Origin of the sequence: Rhizobium subbaraonis, from assembly GCF_900220975.1 — a bacterium.
GTDB lineage: Bacteria > Pseudomonadota > Alphaproteobacteria > Rhizobiales > Rhizobiaceae > Mycoplana > Mycoplana subbaraonis.
This window is the reverse complement of record NZ_OBQD01000019.1, coordinates 91286-108462: the sequence shown is the minus strand read 5'-3', so window position 1 is coordinate 108462 and position 17177 is coordinate 91286. Positions and strand designations below refer to the sequence as shown.

Annotated in this window: 13 protein-coding genes and 4 pseudogenes; 10 read left to right on the top strand and 7 right to left on the bottom strand. The window is 60.7% G+C overall.

Going from position 1 to position 17177, the window contains the following annotated elements; all coding sequences use genetic code 11:
- Positions 1 to 97, top strand: a pseudogene (locus tag CRO48_RS33635) (IS6 family transposase); the annotation flags it as partial.
- 60 nt (positions 98 to 157) lie between these two features.
- Here the strand turns inward: CRO48_RS33635 and CRO48_RS24605 are convergent.
- Positions 158 to 547, bottom strand: a pseudogene (locus CRO48_RS24605) (IS6 family transposase); the annotation flags it as partial.
- Positions 548 to 2393: 1846 nt separating this feature from the next.
- On the opposite strand from CRO48_RS24605, the pseudogene CRO48_RS24600 reads away from it, so the two are divergent.
- The 4 genes and pseudogenes from CRO48_RS24600 to CRO48_RS33535 all read left to right on the top strand — a co-directional run bounded on the left by CRO48_RS24600 (position 2394) and on the right by CRO48_RS33535 (position 6296).
- Positions 2394 to 3118 (top strand): annotated as a pseudogene (locus CRO48_RS24600) (IS5 family transposase).
- Positions 3119 to 4142: 1024 nt separating this feature from the next.
- Entirely contained in the window at positions 4143 to 4529 is a 387-nt protein-coding gene (locus CRO48_RS24595) for a UTRA domain-containing protein (protein ID WP_176526875.1), read from the top strand.
- Between the two features lie 118 nt (positions 4530 to 4647).
- Positions 4648 to 5556, top strand: a pseudogene (locus tag CRO48_RS33010) (aldehyde dehydrogenase family protein).
- 56 nt (positions 5557 to 5612) lie between these two features.
- A complete protein-coding gene (locus tag CRO48_RS33535) occupies positions 5613 to 6296 on the top strand; it encodes an aldehyde dehydrogenase family protein (protein ID WP_097142404.1) in 684 nt (227 codons plus the stop codon).
- Positions 6297 to 6497: 201 nt separating this feature from the next.
- On the opposite strand, the gene repC is transcribed toward CRO48_RS33535, so the two are convergent.
- From repC to CRO48_RS33295, 4 genes are all read right to left on the bottom strand, one after another.
- Entirely contained in the window at positions 6498 to 7703 is a 1206-nt protein-coding gene (repC, locus tag CRO48_RS24575) for a plasmid replication protein RepC (RefSeq protein WP_097142403.1), read from the bottom strand.
- 171 nt (positions 7704 to 7874) lie between these two features.
- Complete coding sequence (gene repB / locus CRO48_RS24570; protein WP_097142402.1) at positions 7875 to 8834, bottom strand: plasmid partitioning protein RepB; 960 nt, start codon at positions 8832 to 8834, stop codon at positions 7875 to 7877.
- Between the two features lie 99 nt (positions 8835 to 8933).
- Positions 8934 to 10130, bottom strand: coding sequence for a plasmid partitioning protein RepA (repA, locus tag CRO48_RS24565; RefSeq protein ID WP_097142401.1), 1197 nt, complete (start codon positions 10128 to 10130; stop codon positions 8934 to 8936).
- Between the two features lie 399 nt (positions 10131 to 10529).
- Positions 10530 to 10658 (bottom strand): hypothetical protein, encoded by a 129-nt coding sequence (locus tag CRO48_RS33295; RefSeq protein ID WP_280952695.1) that lies wholly within the window; start codon positions 10656 to 10658, stop codon positions 10530 to 10532.
- A gap of 55 nt (positions 10659 to 10713) precedes the next feature.
- On the opposite strand from CRO48_RS33295, the gene CRO48_RS24560 reads away from it, so the two are divergent.
- Positions 10714 to 10977, top strand: coding sequence for a hypothetical protein (locus tag CRO48_RS24560; protein ID WP_097142400.1), 264 nt, complete (start codon positions 10714 to 10716; stop codon positions 10975 to 10977).
- A 111-nt stretch (positions 10978 to 11088) separates the two neighbouring features.
- Here the strand turns inward: CRO48_RS24560 and CRO48_RS24555 are convergent, their stop codons facing one another.
- Positions 11089 to 11382 carry a hypothetical protein gene (locus CRO48_RS24555; protein ID WP_245423652.1) on the bottom strand — a complete coding sequence of 98 codons (294 nt, stop codon included), beginning with the start codon at positions 11380 to 11382 and terminating at the stop codon, positions 11089 to 11091.
- A gap of 381 nt (positions 11383 to 11763) precedes the next feature.
- Between CRO48_RS24555 and CRO48_RS24550 the strand changes: the two genes are divergently transcribed.
- From CRO48_RS24550 to ppk2, 4 genes are all read left to right on the top strand, one after another.
- A complete protein-coding gene (locus CRO48_RS24550) occupies positions 11764 to 12111 on the top strand; it encodes a DUF3302 domain-containing protein (RefSeq protein ID WP_097142415.1) in 348 nt (115 codons plus the stop codon).
- Positions 12111 to 13268: an HlyD family secretion protein gene (locus CRO48_RS24545; RefSeq protein ID WP_097142399.1), complete on the top strand. Its 1158-nt coding sequence runs from the start codon at positions 12111 to 12113 to the stop codon at positions 13266 to 13268. The genes CRO48_RS24550 and CRO48_RS24545 overlap by 1 nt, the downstream gene beginning before the upstream one ends.
- Positions 13269 to 13370: 102 nt before the next feature.
- On the top strand, positions 13371 to 15083 hold the full coding sequence (locus CRO48_RS24540; RefSeq protein WP_097142398.1) for a SulP family inorganic anion transporter: 1713 nt from the start codon (positions 13371 to 13373) through the stop codon (positions 15081 to 15083).
- 28 nt (positions 15084 to 15111) lie between these two features.
- A complete protein-coding gene (gene ppk2, locus CRO48_RS24535; RefSeq protein ID WP_097142397.1) occupies positions 15112 to 15936 on the top strand; it encodes a polyphosphate kinase 2 in 825 nt (274 codons plus the stop codon).
- A gap of 39 nt (positions 15937 to 15975) precedes the next feature.
- Here the strand turns inward: ppk2 and CRO48_RS24530 are convergent, their stop codons facing one another.
- Positions 15976 to 17088, bottom strand: coding sequence for an AI-2E family transporter (locus CRO48_RS24530; protein ID WP_097142396.1), 1113 nt, complete (start codon positions 17086 to 17088; stop codon positions 15976 to 15978).
- Between the last annotated feature and the right edge of the window lie 89 nt (positions 17089 to 17177).

Below are 17177 nucleotides of genomic sequence, written 5' to 3'. Positions count from 1 at the left end.
CCTCTTTCACATCCCGCGCCACGACATCTCCTCCAGCCATCATCGCGAACTGCGTTCAGAGGCGATGAACCTCTGGGTAAAAATCGCTCGGGCATAAATAACAGTGGTGCGAGCATTCCTACGACTGCCTCGCGTCCATTAAGTTTACGATGCCATCCTGACCCTTGAGCAGTTTGCGCATCAGCCGCAGAGCTGCCCGCTTGTTTCTCCGGCTTTGCAGCAGGGCATCGAGCACATAGCCGTTGGCATCGACAGCGGGCCACAGCCAGTATTTCTTTCCCCTGATCGTCACCACCATTTCATCGAGCTGCCACTTGTCGGCAAAGTGGCCTCGCGAACGCCGCCGCAACTGATGAGCGAATTTGAGGCCAAACTTCGCAGCCCATTCCGAAACGGTCTGAAACGAGACCTCAATGCCGCGCTCGGCCAGCAGATCTTCGACGTCTCGAAAGCTGAGCGGAAAACGATAGTAGAGCCACACCGCATGGGCGATGATGTCGGCGGGGAAGCGGTGGCGTCTGAAGTGAGCAGGCAGGACTTCGGTCATTGCCAACAAATACCAACCCGTTCACGACAGACTCGTTAACCCGACGCTGCCCTCTTGCCGGTTCTCTCGCTTTGCAAGGTCACTGGATCGAAGCCTGTTGCCTCACTCCCCTCCCCTCGTAAACGGGCCATCAGCACCTCGATCCGCACCGCAGTCACATGGCCAAACCGGCTCCGTCGGTGGAATGAACCCGCCAAATAGTAACACGTTGAATTTATGGTAAATGAAACATTATATGAAAGCAAATGAACCGATAAGGTTCATTACATGGATTACGTTCAGAGCGAGCGACCTCGCCTCAATTCGCCATCACCCGTGGCGAAGCCCTACCTAGAGAGCAACGAAAATAGCACCGTCCCTCCGCATGCGGAAGACCCGTCACGCGGTTTGATGCATCGAACCAACTTGAACCGTTCGCGTCCTGTCAGACGACTTCCGACCGACTGACGTGCTTTCCGGCAGGATCCGGCGGGCAGAATTGTCGCTGTCGGTCACCTGATTGCGAGGACCCGGCGGCGCCATCGCCTCGGATGCTCATGCAGCTGCCACGCCGTTAGGACCCACTCACCGGCTTTCTCGAGTAGCAATGCGCCGACGAGATGGACCTGGCTCTGTCCTTGGGGCGATGTCAACGACCCTGGTGCGCCGCATGATTTCGCCATTGCGGCGCTCGATCGGGCGTGCCGCAGGCAGCATGCCCAGGCGCTCCTTCCGGAGGGTCGTCCGCGCCGCCCCCCCTCCTCCGCATCCTCCACGACGAAGGTAGGCGCTTCCGTCCGATCTCGTCTGCGTTGCGCCCCCTTGTTCGCCACCGCCGACGTAGCGGGAGCAAAGGCGGTGTTGGTGCAGAGATGAGGCACCTGCCCGTGCTCCGAGATGCGCCAGCCCGTTCCTCCTGAAGTGGGCCCGGTTCTCCGTCTGGTGGCTATGGCGCAAGTGTGAGGCAGGCCTTGAAGGCGGCATGGGTAACGCACACCTCGAACTTCTCACCGCCCCGAAGCACCGTTTTCCATGCGCGGAACTGTCCGCCTGCCAGCGGAGCTGGTGCTGGCGCTTGCGTGATGATGGCGACAAGGATGCGACGCGGCCGCCGAGCTGAACCTCCACATGATTGGGCATCGACGCAGTGATGCGGCCATTCGCCCTCACCGCGTTCTCGCGGACCGACTGCTCACGACCGTCATGCCGACATCGATCGATTTACACAGGTGGCTTCCGGAGACACAGCTCGCAGCGATCGCTTTGGCGCGATCGGATTCGGATAGCGTTGAAATGCCCTGGATGGCAGCGTATCGGATAACAGCCGGCAGGGCCTTCAACGCGAAGCAGGACAAACCGGGATGCCCGCCCTTGTTGAAACAGGAGCATGGACCTCACACGACACGCCTGCGCTATGATGCAATCGGCTATTGGCATATGGCGGCCTGGGCAGTGGAAACGAAATCCAGACGGCACCCGCATCGCACCCGAACTGCAAAAGTTGCCGGCCGGCAACTTTTAGACATCAGCATCAATCGAACATGCATGCTAAGGGCCAACGGCATCCGAAGCGATCGACCGCATCAACGGGCACCTCTAGATAACGCATCATGCCGGGTTCTGACAGACGCCAAACCTGCATCACACAGCTATTTCTGCCAATCTATAACTCATAAAATCGCAAGCCGCGCGCGCCAATGAAGCGACCTGAGCATAGCTTCTGTCCAAGCACCGCTCCGCGAACCAACATTCACGTAGAAATCGTGCAACACGGAGCGTCGCCAGGTCTCGGTCGGATCGTCATTCAGGTTTTCCAAATTGCTTGATCGCTGATTCATAGGAGACCGTTTTGAAGCACGGAGGTGTCATGGCCGTTAAGCGGTACGATCTGAGCGATGGCAGTGGGCGAAGATTGCGCTTTTGTTGCCGGGCAAGATCGGCGATGCGGGGCATACAGGCTCAGATAATCGCCTGTTTATCAATGGTTGCCTTTGGATTTTACGGTGCGACCTGCCGGCGCGCTATGGCAAGTGGAAGACCGTGCATAAGCGCTTCAGCCGCTGGCGCCGCGGGAGCAGGTGCTCGAAACGCTGACGGATGATCGAGACAATCAGTATCTGAAGAACGAAAGCAAGATCGTTCGCGCCCATCAGCAGGTGGCGTCCGGGGGCCAAGGATCAGGCGCTGGGGCGTTCACGACGCGGACTGACCACCAAGATCCGCTTACGGGCCGATGCGCTCGGCCGACCGCTGCGCTTCATCGTGACCGCCGGCCATGTTGGCGACATGACACAGGCACCGGCTTTTCTAGAGGGCCAGCGCGGGGCCGCCGTTCTGGCCGACAAAGCCTATGACAGCAATGCCTTGCGGGAAACGATCGTCGAGATGGGAGCCGAGGCGGCGACACCATCAAACCGCTCGCGCAAGCTCATCATCCCGCACGATGACGTCGCCTACACACATCGCAACCGTATCGAGCGATGCTTCAACCGAATGAAACATTTCAGACGCTTCGGCACGCCATACGATCGCAGAACCGCTCACTTCGAAGGCTTCGCCTATCTCGTCGCTGCAATGATCTGGCTACTATGAATGTCAATTCCTCCTGGGGCTGCCCCTCCAAGGGCACCCGCCGAACAACTTCTATGGATGATCTCTATCCGTCACGGCACCCGAGACACAGTTCAGGATAACAGCCATGGAGGTTGTGAGAGGGCGAGGGGAGGGGGGCTTGCCTCCGCGCTCAACGCCGCCAAGCGCGTCAGCCAACAGCCCTGAGCCGATCGCTCCGGCCTCGGCAAGGGGGCCGCGGGTACATATGGTGCAGAGTCCGGCCACCGCCGGAACCGGCTGCGACGTCGCCGGCATGACCGTCCTGACCCGGATGGAACAATAAGGTGTGTTATCGCATCGAAGTCATGCCGATTCTGCCCTCCCTGAGGCCGAGCTTACCGTCGACCTGACGCCATCCAGACGGCGCCAACCGGTACCGATGCAATGGTCAACGCGATTGAGACCGATACCGGCCGTCACAGGAAGAAGCCGCCCCCGATGTCTTCATGCGCGAGCCTTATCGGCGTCTGGCTAAGATCCTTGCTCGAACCCGCAAGAACGGCACTGACGGCGCGACGCGGGAAGGCATGCCAATCGGCGTTAACTTCGCGTGTCAGGCCTTCTCCAACAACCCGGTCACAGCGGTCCAGCATGACGGCCGCAGCCCCACTACGCGCCGAACTGGCCGATGGGATTACCGGCCGTTCTCATGCGCGTATCCACGCGCGGACGGCCGCTTTCATCAGTTTCATGGACGACGACCTCATGAGTCCCCCAGATACGCAGGCCACCCACGCGAGGTAGACGTTCCTGAAGAAAATCTGGCGATGCTGCCGGGTGCGCTAAAAACAGCCCGACGACGGGCCGATAAGGAAGCCCTTGTCGCTGATCCACGCCGGGACGGCGATTTCATGACGTCGAACCTCAGCGTCCTCGGAGGCCTCACGGCCAAGGGCCACGTGGTGACGACGACGAGGTTCGAATTCTACCGGGCAACCTCAAATGAAGGTGGGCAAACGGTCTTCGGCATCCCACCGGAGGGCGACGTTGTCTGCATTACCGTGTGTACCACTGTGACGGACAGCCAATCACGCACACATACATTTCCGTTCCCGGCCACAAGCTTCCTGGCATGGAAAAACTCGACATCGACAATAGTTCGATCTTCCAGACAATACGGGAACGATATGGACTGACTGTCCGGCACGCGGGGCGCTGGTTGACCGCGGCGCTGCCGGATGCGAACTCCATCATCCGTATGGGCGTCTCGGCCGACACGCCACTTATTACTATCGAATCAATTGCTTACGGTCATGATGGCAGCGCCTTGGATTACTGCCGCGCGTTCCATAATTGCGCCGACGCTGCATCCATCTGCAATGGACTCGTAGTCATAGACCGCTCGGTACAAGACATTGGCATATCTGGTAGTAACCAGATTCAGAAGTAGGGAAGGGCCCCTGTTTTCCACGGCGTGACGAGCAACAGGACAAAAATTAGCATATAAAATCAATAAGATAGCGCAGGAGCAGAGCAATACCACCACCCCCCGGTTCGTACCGTATGGAATGCAGGGGGAGGAGTGCATGCATTACCGTAGCCAGCTCTACGTCTCGGGCCACGTGGTCGCCGTCACCGGCGGTGCGAACGGCATCGGCCTTGAAACACCGAAGGCCTTTGCTTCCTGCGGCGCTGACATCGCGCTACTGGACATCGGCAAGACGGCGCTGGCAACGGCAGCCACCGAGGACACGATCAGCGAAATCGCGATGGGCGATGCGAAGCACGTCGATCGCGTCGTCACGGCGGCCAAGGCGGCATCCCGATCCTACTCGATGACGATGCCGGCGGAGCGCCGGCGTCTGCTCCAACGCTGTCTGGAGTTCTACAACGAGACACACGACGAGATCGGTGCCTTGATGACCGAGGAGAAGGGCACGACCGCGAGCTTCTCGCAGACCGCCCAGGCCCGGGTTGCCGCGTTCATTTCGAAACCATCATCGATGTGCCGGAAACCCATTCTTTCTAATACCTGAGAGGCGAAGTCCTCTTTCTCGCGCGAGGCTGTCGGCGTCTGCGGCCTGATCACGCTGTGGAACTGGCGGATGAACCAACTGGTGGTGAAGGTGGCGCCGGCACTTGCCGCAGGGTGCAAGCTGGTGGTCGAGCCGAGCGAATATTCGCCCCTCAGCTCCATCCGTGGCGGCGAACTGGTGCACGAAGCGGGTTCCTATCAGGTCGTCTACAAAAATCTCAACGGTGAAGGCAGGATGGTGTGGGAGGGGATGTCCCGCCATCCGGATATCGATATGATCTCGATCACGGGCTCGCCCCATGCGGGGGTTGCAGTCGCAAAGGCCGCTGCCGACACGGTCAAACGCGTGCACCAGGAACTGGGCGGCATATCGGCCAACATCATCCTGCCGGATGCCGACTTCGAGGAAGGCCGTCGGTCGTGGCGTCCACGGTTACAATAGGAATTTGCGGTTGGGCCTGCAAGGCGCCGACCCGGACACTGGTGCCGCATAACAGAATGGACGAAGCCGCCCGCACAGCGCGATGCGATTCGCGTGCGCGCCCGCCGATGCCGACCTTCGAGCACGGCCCGGTAGTCAACCGCCGGCAATACGAGCGGATCCAGGCACTCATCGAAAGCGGGATTTCGCAACGTACGCCCGACCGTCCACTCTCATGTGACGCGAGACATGATGATCGCGCGCGCGGAAATCTATCAGTCCCGTCATCTCGATTCTCGGCTACACAAACGAGGACGATGCAGCAATCATCGCCCACGAAACGATCTATGGCCTCGCCGTCGTCCATCCAGACGAAGGACAATGCTGCGGCACGCAGAATCGCGCGCCAACTGCGCGGCGGAATGGTCTATATCAACGAAGCAGACAGGGACGGGGCATCACCCTTCGGCGGCTCCAAGCAATCCGGCAACAGCTGCGAACACCGTGAATTCGGACTTGCGGGCTCCCTGGAAATCAAAGGCCACGGGAGGGCAGGAGCCCGTCTACCTGGCCGGCAGGCTCCCATCGCAAGCACGGATTTCGAAACAACGGTCTTGGCCAAACATCTCGGCATGGGCCTTGCCGCGGCGAAACGCCTGAAGATGCATCGCATGACAATGCCGTCTCTCCCCGCGAGCTTTTCGCAAGAAGGGCGGGGGCTGCCGCCAAACATCGGGCCGTCGCCGACGCGACATTCGTGATTTGCCTCTCGCAGCGACGGGCCTGCACGCTCATCTCCGCCAGGATCCGTCAGGCAATCTGCTACAGTCCCCGGCGACCGCTGGAAGTGAAGCTGCGCGCAAGACTGCGCAATCATCGCCAACGAGCGACATAGTCCTACCTCCTGTTCACCGCCAAGCGAGAAGCGGCTCCGGTGCGCGGAGTTGGGCGGCTGCCCAACATCATCCCTCGACTTTTTCTGATCCCGTGCGCAGCAGCGCCATCACCATCGGGCCGAGGGAGAACTCTCCTCGCTTGGCCTTTCCGGTCAGGTCGCGCAAATAACCGCCTGCGGAATTGATATGACCTGCGCGCTCGTAGATACAGGCCACTACCGTCGCCGCGGCCGCTTGTCCCATGATCTCGCACGCCTCCTCATAGGCCGAAGGACTTATGCCCAGCATCGAGCGAATGGTGATGGCGGCCAGCATGAAGTCCCGCCAATTGCCGATAACGCCATTCGGACCGAACGGTTTGCTTTCGGGGCAGGCGCGCAACACCATTTCAAGCGGCAGTGGATTGATAGGTCCCGCCTTCCGTACGGGCCGTTTCGATTTCCCGTCCTGCTCTTTTCCAGAGCTGGGTTCAAGTTCATTGCTGGATTCGGTATTTGAATTCTGTATGTGGCAACCGAATACGTCATCATTGCCATCGCTTTTTTTGAAAAATTCCTGTTTTTCCAAGCGGTTGATGACCTCTTCCCTCAACAGCGCCAGTTCGTCTGCAAGATTTTCCAAATTTTCAGCAGTCGGCCTCCGCGGAATCCGCCCGACAATTTCGACGTAGCAGTTCTCGATGGTGTCCCAGTTGCCCGGCGCTCCCTCGTCGATCGCAGCACTGATAAGCTTGCGGACATCCCGGCGGCAAACCGTCAATCGGTCCTTCAGCAGGCGGAAGCGGCGGTGCTCGGCAGCAACCTGCTGTGCCATCGCTGCGAGCTCTTCGGAACGGGCCAGCAGCGGGGCCAGGCTGAAGCCGAAAGCTTCCTCGACGGCGCCATCATCGTTCTTGCGGGCATAGCGCTTGCCGTTCGGGCTATCCTTCCGGACAATCAGCCCGGCGTCCACGAGCGCTGCGAGATTCTTTCGCAGGGTGGTGCCGGCGATGCCATTGGCTCGCGCCGTCAGCTGTGCATTCGACGGGAAGACGACCAGGCCCGCATCGCTGCTCAATTCCTGTGCCGGATAGAACGATATCAGGGCGTTGAGGACAGCCAGCGCACGGTCCTGAAGCCCGAGCAGGCTTCGGGCATCGGCGGCATCGCGCAACACGCGCCACTTGTCGACCGTCTTTCCTTCGGGGACTTCCATCGCCTGCTTTTGACGTTGCACCAGGGCAAGCGTCATCGATCGCCGCCCGAAGGGCGTCGTCACATATCCACTCTCCATTTTCCTACCTTTCAAAAGGCAAAGAAAAGGCTTCGCCGAAAACGACGTGGACTCTTGACTGTGATTCCGGGAAATGCGAATCTCTTAGCGACCAAACTGAGAGAAGCCTTTCGGAACACCGTTTCGGAGGGCTTTTTCTTTGCGCTGCTGCTCCCTTTTGGGTTCTATCGGTTACTGCTTCGTCTTCTTGAACGCGGCGTACAGATCCGGCAGCGAGGAAAGGATGAACTCGCCGAAATCGGGAGCCACCTTCTCGTCGAGAACCAGTGTGAAACTGCGTTCATCCTGCTTGTAGCGTGCCGGCTTGCTCCCGTCGTCCGCCAACCAGACATGGGCTTTCGCCACCTTAGGCTTCTTCGGCCCAATCAGATCAAACAGCCGAATGAACCGGTCGTCGGACGACAGACCGGAAAGCCTGCCGCCGTCCAGCTCGCTGCGCACCAGTTCAACCGCGCCTTTGCGCTCCAGCCTTGCTGCGAATTCGATCCAGCGATCACGTCCCGCCTTGGGGGCGGGACCGATTGCACGGATAAACTCGGCCGGAACGCTGACGGCCGAGGAGATCAGGCGGGAAAGCCCGGTCTTGTCGACGCCGAGCGCGGCCATAATGAGCTGCCGGCTGTATCCATTCACTTCCAGCTCGGCGGCATAGAGAGCACGCTCGATGAATGAGAGATCGTGACGGGCGCTGTTTTCCTGCCCCTGTGCCAGGACCAGCTCTTCGTCGCTTAACGGCTTGACGGCCGCCTTGACCAGCATGCCTGCCGCCTTGACGGCGCGCAGGCGCCTGCGGCCGTAGGCGATCTGGTATCGGCCATCGATGTCCGGGTGCGGGCGCACCAGGATCGGAACCTGCTGGCCGTGCTCCTTGATCTGCCTCGCAAACTCTTCGAAATGCTCTGGCGCCTCCTCGAGACGATCGGTCACCTTCGGCGTATCGATCAGGTCGGGATCAAGCTCAACCAGCGACTGCGACTTGAGCATTTCGATCGAGCGCGAAACCGCCCCGATCGCGCCGCGCGGCGCATAGTGCGGGGCAGGGGAGGCCTCGCGCGCCTTTTCGCCGTCGACGGACTCCCCGTCCGGCAGACGCACGCCGACAAGATCCGACAGCAGATGCTTTCTAGCCATTGGTGGCTCCTTTCACCAAAGCGATCGCGTGTTCCGTTACGCAATCACGCGCCAAGTTGCCGGCTGGCAACGCTGCGATCCGGGATATTGCCACGACGGTCATTTGCGTCCCCAGGCCGTTTCGATCAGTTGGGCAATCTCGCCGTTGACCGAGTCAAGCGCCTCCATGGCGCGATCGTAGGTGTTGCGATGGAACTGGTCCCGACTGACTTCGTAGAGCGTCTGCTTGGTGATCCCCGCATCGGATACGGCCGTGCTTTTCAGCATGGGATGGTTCAGGACGTGCTCGCCGAACATGGTTCGCATGAATGAAACCATCTGGTTCTGGGGACCGTCGCCCGGCTCGTAACGGGTGATGAGGTATCGCATCCAGTCGTAGTCCATGCTGCCGCCGGCATCCGCCACCACACTGAGCAGTTCGGACGTCATCAGCAGGAACTGACACATCGACATTACGTCGAGCATCTGCGGATGGACAGTGACGAGGACCGCCGTGGCGGCGCAGAGCGCCGAAATCGTCAGGAAGCCGAGCTGTGGAGGGCAATCGATCACGACGACATCGTAGTCGTCTGCAACGCCGGCGATCGCGTCGTCCATCCGCGTGAAGAAGATGTTCTTGCGGTCGTTCGACGCCAGAACGCGCGCCGTATCGTGCTCGAACTCCATCAGTTCGAGGTTGCCGGGCACCAGGTCGAGGTTGGTGAAATAGGTCTTCTTGATGATGTCGCGGAGGTCGCGCCGTTCGCTGTCGTAGCGAACGGCGCCGTAGAGCGTCTCGTTCTCCCCGACGTCGAATTCCGGCTGGTATCCGTGCAGCGCGGACATACTGGCCTGCGGATCCAGATCGATCGCAAGCACGCGATAGCCATTGAGCGCAAGATATTGCGCCAGGTGCGCGGCCGTCGTCGTCTTGCCGCTTCCGCCCTTGAAATTCACTGCGGCGATGACCTGCAGATGTTCATTGCCGCTCCGGCGCGGCAGGTAGCGGCGGTCGTTCTTGCCGTTCGCCTCGAGATATTCGCGAAGCGCCTGGATCGTTTCGACGGAATAGGAGCGGCGCCCGTTCGATCCGATATCCGGCTGCGGTCCCTTGCCCTCTATCGAAAGGTGACGGAGATAGCCGTCGTTCACACCGATCAGCTTGGCCGCCTCGATCGAGGAGAACGGGCGCAATGACTTACGGGCTTCCGGCGGATAGAGTTTCAGGCGATGTTCGTGCAGGCGCGCCGAAAGATCGCGCGCATGCGCGCCAATCAGCTTATGGATCGCCTTCTGAAGCTGGCGGGGATTCTCCACGACTTCCTCTCGTACACACGGAAATTTTCGTAAACACAGCATTTCGCCGTGAGGATCGTCAAACGATTCCACGTAGCTTGGCAAGTGATTTAAGGTTAACGGAGGCTTACCGTTCGCCCGCGATGGAGCGAAAAGCACTGGAAAAGTGATTTTTCTTTAACGTTTCCGGCTACTTAAGTCATCGCGGCCGCGTTCTGCCGGAATGAAGGCGCCAGAAATTTTATCGGTGCACAACCCGAAAGAGCATGCGTCTCGGCGCTACGATTCGCCTGAAACTGACGGCCGCACAAGCCTCCGAAGAGAATCACCGCGTCAGAGAATCACCGCGTCATTGAACCCTGCGCGATGACGGCAGTGGCGCCCCGTCAAAGATACGGTGAGGCTTGGCGCCTGCTGTTCTCAATACTGCAAGGCGGTGAGCACGATCCAGATCGGAATGCCCACCGAGACGAGCGTGGCAGCCAGGATCGATACGGTTTTCCATATGAAGGTCCGCTTGGCGCGCTGTCCGTCCCACTCGTAAGTCATACCGAGATCCTCCGCGCGTCAACGAAACATCGCACGAGAGGAGAGTCGAGTGCATTTGTGCAACAGCATCAGGATCAGTCCCCGACGCGCCTATCAATCCGACACCCTTTCAGATATGACCATTTTCGTTGGAACCATCGGCCGCAAGACTCGTTTGCGTTCCATGAAGAGACTTCAGGCGCGCACCGGTCTGCAGGCGATGATGGCGGTCGTCATCATTGCGGCCATCATCGTGACGCTCGTCAATATTGCCAGCATGCCAGTCACCCAGCCCGACGGCACGCTGGACGCACAGGAAAGCGTCGTCGATCCGTCCTGACGCCTTCAGGCTGTGGGCGATCACTCCCCACTCCGCACGGGGTGAAAGTGCATTTCAGGGCAGGAACCAGCACGTATTTTTTGATAGAAGTGGTCCCGCTGATCCACGCTTCTATTCAAACAGCTTCCGCGCGGAAACCTTGATCTGGCCCAGCGCCCGCTCGATCTCCACCGCAAGACTATCCGCCATCTGCACGAATTCCACGCGGCGGGCGGCGCGAATGATCTCCGGCAATTGGTCGATCGACAGGAGGGCGCGCTCGACACAGGCCAGGTCCTCGCACATCCCGCGAAAGCTCTCGTTGCGCTCGATCAGCGTGTGGATCTGGGCGGCGTGCGTGGGAAACCGTCGAAGCGCCGATGCCAGTCCCTGGTCCTTGTCCGTATCGGGTCCCGATCCTGCCACCCTCGCACTCCTCCGATCGCTCGAGCCGAGATGCATTCTTCGACGCAGCATATCGTGCAGTGGTCACCCCGGGGCGTAAGATACCTGAGAATACAGGTGTATGCGGCAAGCGGAGCAGGGATGAAGCCGTACGCGGCAGTCCATCGGGCCTGCACGCTCAGCACGGCGTGACCGATTAAACGCCGCTAGTTTTCGTGCTGTCATCGTAATCGGCGCGCGCAGGGCTGAAGCGCCACCCGCTTCCGGTTCCGTCCATAGAGCCTACGCGATACTACGGGCATCGATGCAAAATGCGCGTTAGGGTGAAGATGCGCGCCAGGTCCATTCATGCAGGTTTCGGTGCGCCTTGCGGTGGTTCGTGGGTGCAGCGGAGGGCTGGACGTGTTCCTTGATTATTTTGCTCTCGGTGTCCTGATCTTCGTCGTCCTTACGCTCTTCTACGGGATCATTGCGATCCACGATATTCCCCATCTGATCGCCAAGGCACGCAATCATCCACACCAGGACGCGATCCACATCGCCGGCTGGGTCAGCCTGTTCACGCTCCACGCGATCTGGCCATTCCTTTTCATCTGGGCGACCCTTTACCGCGAGGACCGAGGCTGGGGCATTCGACCTGACGGCAAGCTGCAGACCGAAGCCGAGGCGAATGCGGAAGTCGCCGTTCTCCAGGCGCGTGTCGAGGAGCTTGAGGAACAGCTCAAACTGCAGACGAGGGAGCCCGCCTGATGGATCTGCTGCTCATCCTGACATATGCCGCCATCTGCATCGCCGTCTTCAAGATCTTCCGAATTCCGGTGAACCAGTGGTCGGTGTCCACGGCGGTGCTGGGCGGCATCTTCCTGATCGCCGGCCTTTTGCTGCTGATGAGCTACAACCACCCCTATTCCAGCGACGGGCGCATCTATTTCACCTCCGCGCCAGTGATACCGGCGGTTGGCGGCATCGTGGTAGACGTGCCGGTGCAATCGAACGTGCAACTGAAGAAAGGCGATGTGCTCTTCCGCATTGATCCGCGGCCGTATCAATTCACCGTCGACGAAAAGACGGCTGCACTTGCCGAAGCCGAGCAGGCGGTGCGACAGTTGAAGGCGGCCATGGATGCGGCGAACTCCGCCGTCGAAGGTGCGCTGGCGGATCGGGACCGGGCGCAACTGAGTTTCGAGCGCTATCAGGAGATCTACGAGACGTCGAGGGAGCGGACGGGTGAATCGGCGGTCTCGGAACTGGAAGTCGAGAACAGGCGCGGGCTCTATCTGGCACAGGTAGCCGCCGTCGGCATGGCGCAAGCCCAGGCCATGCAGGCGCGCCTCGCCTACGAATCCCAGATCAACGGCGTGAATCCGGCTGTGGCGCGGCTCACGGCGGAGCTTCGCAATGCGGAATTCGAACTAGACCAGACGACGGTCCGGGCGCCCAGCGACGGTTATGTCACGCAGGTCTTCCTTCGTCCCGGCATGATGGCGAACCCGTTGCCGCTGCGCCCCGTGATGGTCTTCATAAACAGCGACGACCGCATGCTCGCTGCCGCATTCATCCAGAACTCCCTGCAGCGCGTCAATGTTGGCGACGAGGCCGAGGTCTCCTTCAAGGCCGTGCCGGGCAGGATCTTCAAGGCGAGGGTCGGCGCCATCATTGACGTCATGGCGCAGGGACAGTTGCAGCCGACCGGAGCGCTCATCGATCCGCAGGCGCCCGAACGCCTGAAGCCGGGCCAGACGCTCGCCAAGATCGACGTCCTCGAAGATACCAGCGCCTTTCAGTTGCCGGGGGGCGTCGTGGCAGAAGTAGCCGTCTACACCCATCACTGGCACCACGTTTCGATCCTGCGCAAGGTATTGCTGCGGATGAGTGCCTGGATGAACTACGTATTCCTGGAGCACTGAGATGAGCGGGAGGGGGCGCAACGTATCGAGCTGTGACGCCGCCGGGGTCAGGGCAGGATCCGATCGCGACCCACGACATCTCCAGGGGAAAAAGGTGGCCAGATGAGTGCGGGCTTTTCCCTGCCGCTCTTCAGGGGGCTTACGGGCTATCGTCTCGACTGGCTGCGCAACGACATTTCGGCCGGACTTTCGGTTGCAGCGGTCGGTCTCCCAAGCGCGATAGCCTATCCCGCGATTGCCGGCCTTCCTCCGCAGACCGGAATCTATGCAAGCATCGTGGCGCCGATCGCCTATGCGATCTTCGGCGTCTCGCGCAGGCTCGTCGTGGGGCCCGATGCCGGTACGATGACGGTCCTTGCAGCGGCGATGGCGGCGATCATCGCCGGAATGCCGGCAGACACGCCCGTTGACCGCGTGGCGCTGGCGTCGATGCTCGCCCTCGGCGTCGGCGTCGCCTGCCTCGTGGCGAGCTTTTTGCGGCTTGGGGTATTGGCGACGTTTCTGTCGCGACCGATCCTGGTCGGCTTCTTCGCAGGCATTTCGATCTCGATCCTCATCGGTCAGCTCGGTCGCCTGACGGGGGTCAAGATCGAGGCGAACGGACTGATCGCACCCCTGGTCGAGCTCGCCGGAAAGGGGCCCTTGATCCATTGGCCGACCGTCTGGCTCGCGGTTGGCATGTTCGCAGTCCTGCAGGCCGCGCGGGCGCTGAAGTCGCCTATACCCGGCCCCGTCATCGTGGTCCTTCTCGCGGTCGTCCTGTCGGCTCTGTTCGATCTCCGCTCGCGCGGCATCGCCGTCGTTGGCGACATTCCCAGCAGCCTCCCGTCATTCTCGTTGCCCCTCGTTACAGAGGTGCCGGCGGACCGCTTCATCCTGGGCTCCGCCGCCATCTTTCTGGTCAGCTTCGGATCCGGAATCGTCGCGGCCCGCAGCTTCGGCGCTCGAACCAGAGAGACGGTCGACGCCAACAAGGAACTGCTCGGCCTCGGCAGCGCACAGGCGGCGGCCGGCTTCTTCGGTGCATTCCCGATCAGCTTTTCCGATTCACGCACGGCGATCAATCTCTCGGTCGGTGGTCATTCGCAGCTCGTGGGCCTCGTATCCGCCGGCGCACTGATCGCGACCTTGCTGTTCCTCAACGACGCCCTACAGATTCTTCCGGTCGCAGCGCTCGCCGTCATCCTCGTCTCCGCCGCCCTCAGCCTGATCGATGTGCATGAACTGCGCCAGATCTGGCACATCTCCCGGATGGAGTTCGTCTTCGCGCTGATTACGATGTCGGGCGCCATCAGCTTCGGCGTCCTGAACGGCGTCATCATCGCAATCGCGGCAACGCTCTTCTACCTGCTGCGCAACATGATGTATCCGCGCGACGCGTTCCTCGGCCGCATCCCCACTCATGACGGCTTCTACAAGCTGCACCGCTTCCCCGAGGCGAAGGGCGTGCCGGGCTTTGTCGTGTGGATGCTGCAGGGGAGCCTGCTGTTCTTCAACACGGATTACGTCCGCGCGCGGCTCAACGAGGTCGCCGAGACGCTGCCGGCCGGTACGCGCTGGTTCGTGCTCGACGCCGGCGCGATTGTTCAGATGGACAGTACGGCTGCGGCAATGCTGGAGGACGTCCGCAACGACCTGGAAGGCCGCGGCGTCACCCTGTGTTTTGCCGAACTTCATGCAGATGCAAAAGCGCTGCTGGAGCGGGCCGGCCTGATCGGACGGGTCGGCGAATCCTTCGTTTTCGAAGACCTGGACGACGCCCTTCAATCTTTCCGCGTGATGGAGATCGAAAACAGGAGACGTCGCGACACGTAGGCAACGGGTTCACTTTGAGGAGACGGAGATGAACAAAAAGCGTGAAGAGACTGCATCTTCCCATTCGGGCGCGAAGTCTGGGGCAAAGGTGCAGGACTACGACAAGCAGATGGACAAGCTGCACATCGAACTCGCCCATCTGCAGGCCTGGGTGAAGAAGTCCGGCACGCGCATCGTGATAATCTTCGAAGGACGAGACGCCGCGGGGAAGGGAGGCGTCATCAAGCGTATCACCGAACGCGTCAGCCCGCGCGTCTTTCGCGTCGCCGCCCTTCCGGCGCCGAGCGACCGCGAGAAGACGCAGATGTACATGCAGCGCTACATCGCCCACTTGCCGGCCGGCGGAGAAATCGTGATCTTTGACCGCAGCTGGTATAACCGCGCCGGCGTGGACCGCGTGATGGGCTTCTGCAGCGAGAAGAAAGCGCGACGGTTTCTCGAGCTGGTGCCGCGCTTCGAGGCCGCGATCGTCGAGAGCGGTACCATTCTCCTCAAATACTTCATGACCGTCAGCGAGGATGAACAGGAGCGGCGGTTCCGGCGCCGCATCGACGATCCCGTGCGCCAGTGGAAACTGAGCCCCATGGATATCGAATCCTACCGGAAGTGGTGGGACTACTCGCGTGCCTATGACGAAATGCTTCGAGCCACGGACACTGACTACGCGCCATGGTGGATCGTGCCGTCCGACGACAAGAAACGGGCGCGCATCAACTGCATTTCCCATATGCTCAACTCGATCCCGTATGAGAAGGTAAAGTTCGACACTCCGGACCTCGGCAAGCGCCAGAAGCGCCCGGATGACTACGAACCTGACAAGGTTCCCTTGAAGATCGTACCCGATGTCGCCTGAGACGCAGGCGCAGGATCCTTGGATTATCCGCCTGCATCGTTAGGCGGGAGGAGTTCCCTTGCGGGCTGCAGGCGTCACCCTGATCCAGGCGACGAGCAGATCGTAGAAGACACTGAGTACGATAGGGCCGAGGAATAGCCCTATCAGGCCATAGGAAAGCGTCCCGCCGATGACGCCCATCAGGATGACGAGCATCGGGGTCGAAAGGCCGCGCGAGACTAGGATGGGCTTCATCACGTTGTCGAGCACCGCCACCGGCACCAGAAGCAAGGTGAGAGCGATCGCATAAGTGAAATCGTTCGTAATCCAGGCCCATATGATGATCGGTAGCAGTACCGGTGCCGGCCCCAGTTGCACGATGCACAGGATCATGATGGCGAAAGTCAGTCCGCCGGAGGCCGGGACCTCAAAGAGATAGAGGACGACACCGGCGAGAAAGGACTGTAGCAGGGCCACCCCGATCACGCCGGTTGCGACATTGCGAATGGTCGCGCCCGCCAGAGCCATGAACCCGATGCCACGGTCCCCGCCGACGCGTTCGGCAAGGCGGCGGAGAGTAGCAGCCAGTTGCTCGCCATGTCCAAACATGAAGCCGGCGACGACCACCGACGCCATGAACCCGATAAGGTCGAGCCCGACCCCGGCCGCCTTGCCAATGACGTAGCCTCCCGCCTGCAGCAGCGTCGGCTCAAATCGCTGGAGCATGCCAGCCAGATTGCTGGACGCCAGATTCCATCCCTCATAGAGTTTCTCCCCGACCAACGGCCAGGCGCGGACGCTCTCCGATGGCACGGGGATTTTCAGAGATCCGCTCTTGAGCTGCTCCAGCAACCAGTAGGTCGCATCGATGAAATTCAACGCTATGGCCGCCAGTGGCCCGACGATGATGCCGAGGCTGATGAAGGTGAGCATGATTGCGGCAAACCGCTTGCTTCCGCCGAGCGCGACGCGCAGGCCTCGGTAGCAGGGAAAGAGTGCGACCGTCAGGATCGCCGCCCAGATCACGATGACCAGGAACGGCGCGACGAGCGTAAACGACCAGTAGGCAAAGAGGGCCAACACGCCGAACCGCACGAAATCGGTGATGCGCGGTTCGATCGCCGAGGGGTGGTCGTTCCGGGCTTCCGGGGCGGGGTAGGGACCGTCGTTCATGGGCCTTCCCTATGGCAGCGGGATCACATGCTCTCACGACTGTACCGGCCTGAACGTTGTCTCCCTGCCGCGAAACCGACCCCGGGAGC

Bases quoted from the DNA above. Each gene is read 5' to 3' on its own strand.
- repC (WP_097142403.1), bottom strand. From the start codon at position 7,703: ATGGAGAGTGGATATGTGACGACGCCCTTCGGGCGGCGATCGATGACG.
- CRO48_RS33295 (WP_280952695.1), bottom strand. From the start codon at position 10,658: ATGACTTACGAGTGGGACGGACAGCGCGCCAAGCGGACCTTCATATGG.
- CRO48_RS24545 (WP_097142399.1), top strand. From the start codon at position 12,111: ATGGATCTGCTGCTCATCCTGACATATGCCGCCATCTGCATCGCCGTC.
- ppk2 (WP_097142397.1), top strand. From the start codon at position 15,112: ATGAACAAAAAGCGTGAAGAGACTGCATCTTCCCATTCGGGCGCGAAG.
- CRO48_RS24540 (WP_097142398.1), top strand. From the start codon at position 13,371: ATGAGTGCGGGCTTTTCCCTGCCGCTCTTCAGGGGGCTTACGGGCTAT.
- CRO48_RS24530 (WP_097142396.1), bottom strand. From the start codon at position 17,088: ATGAACGACGGTCCCTACCCCGCCCCGGAAGCCCGGAACGACCACCCC.
- repB (WP_097142402.1), bottom strand. From the start codon at position 8,834: ATGGCTAGAAAGCATCTGCTGTCGGATCTTGTCGGCGTGCGTCTGCCG.
- CRO48_RS33535 (WP_097142404.1), top strand. From the start codon at position 5,613: ATGGACGAAGCCGCCCGCACAGCGCGATGCGATTCGCGTGCGCGCCCG.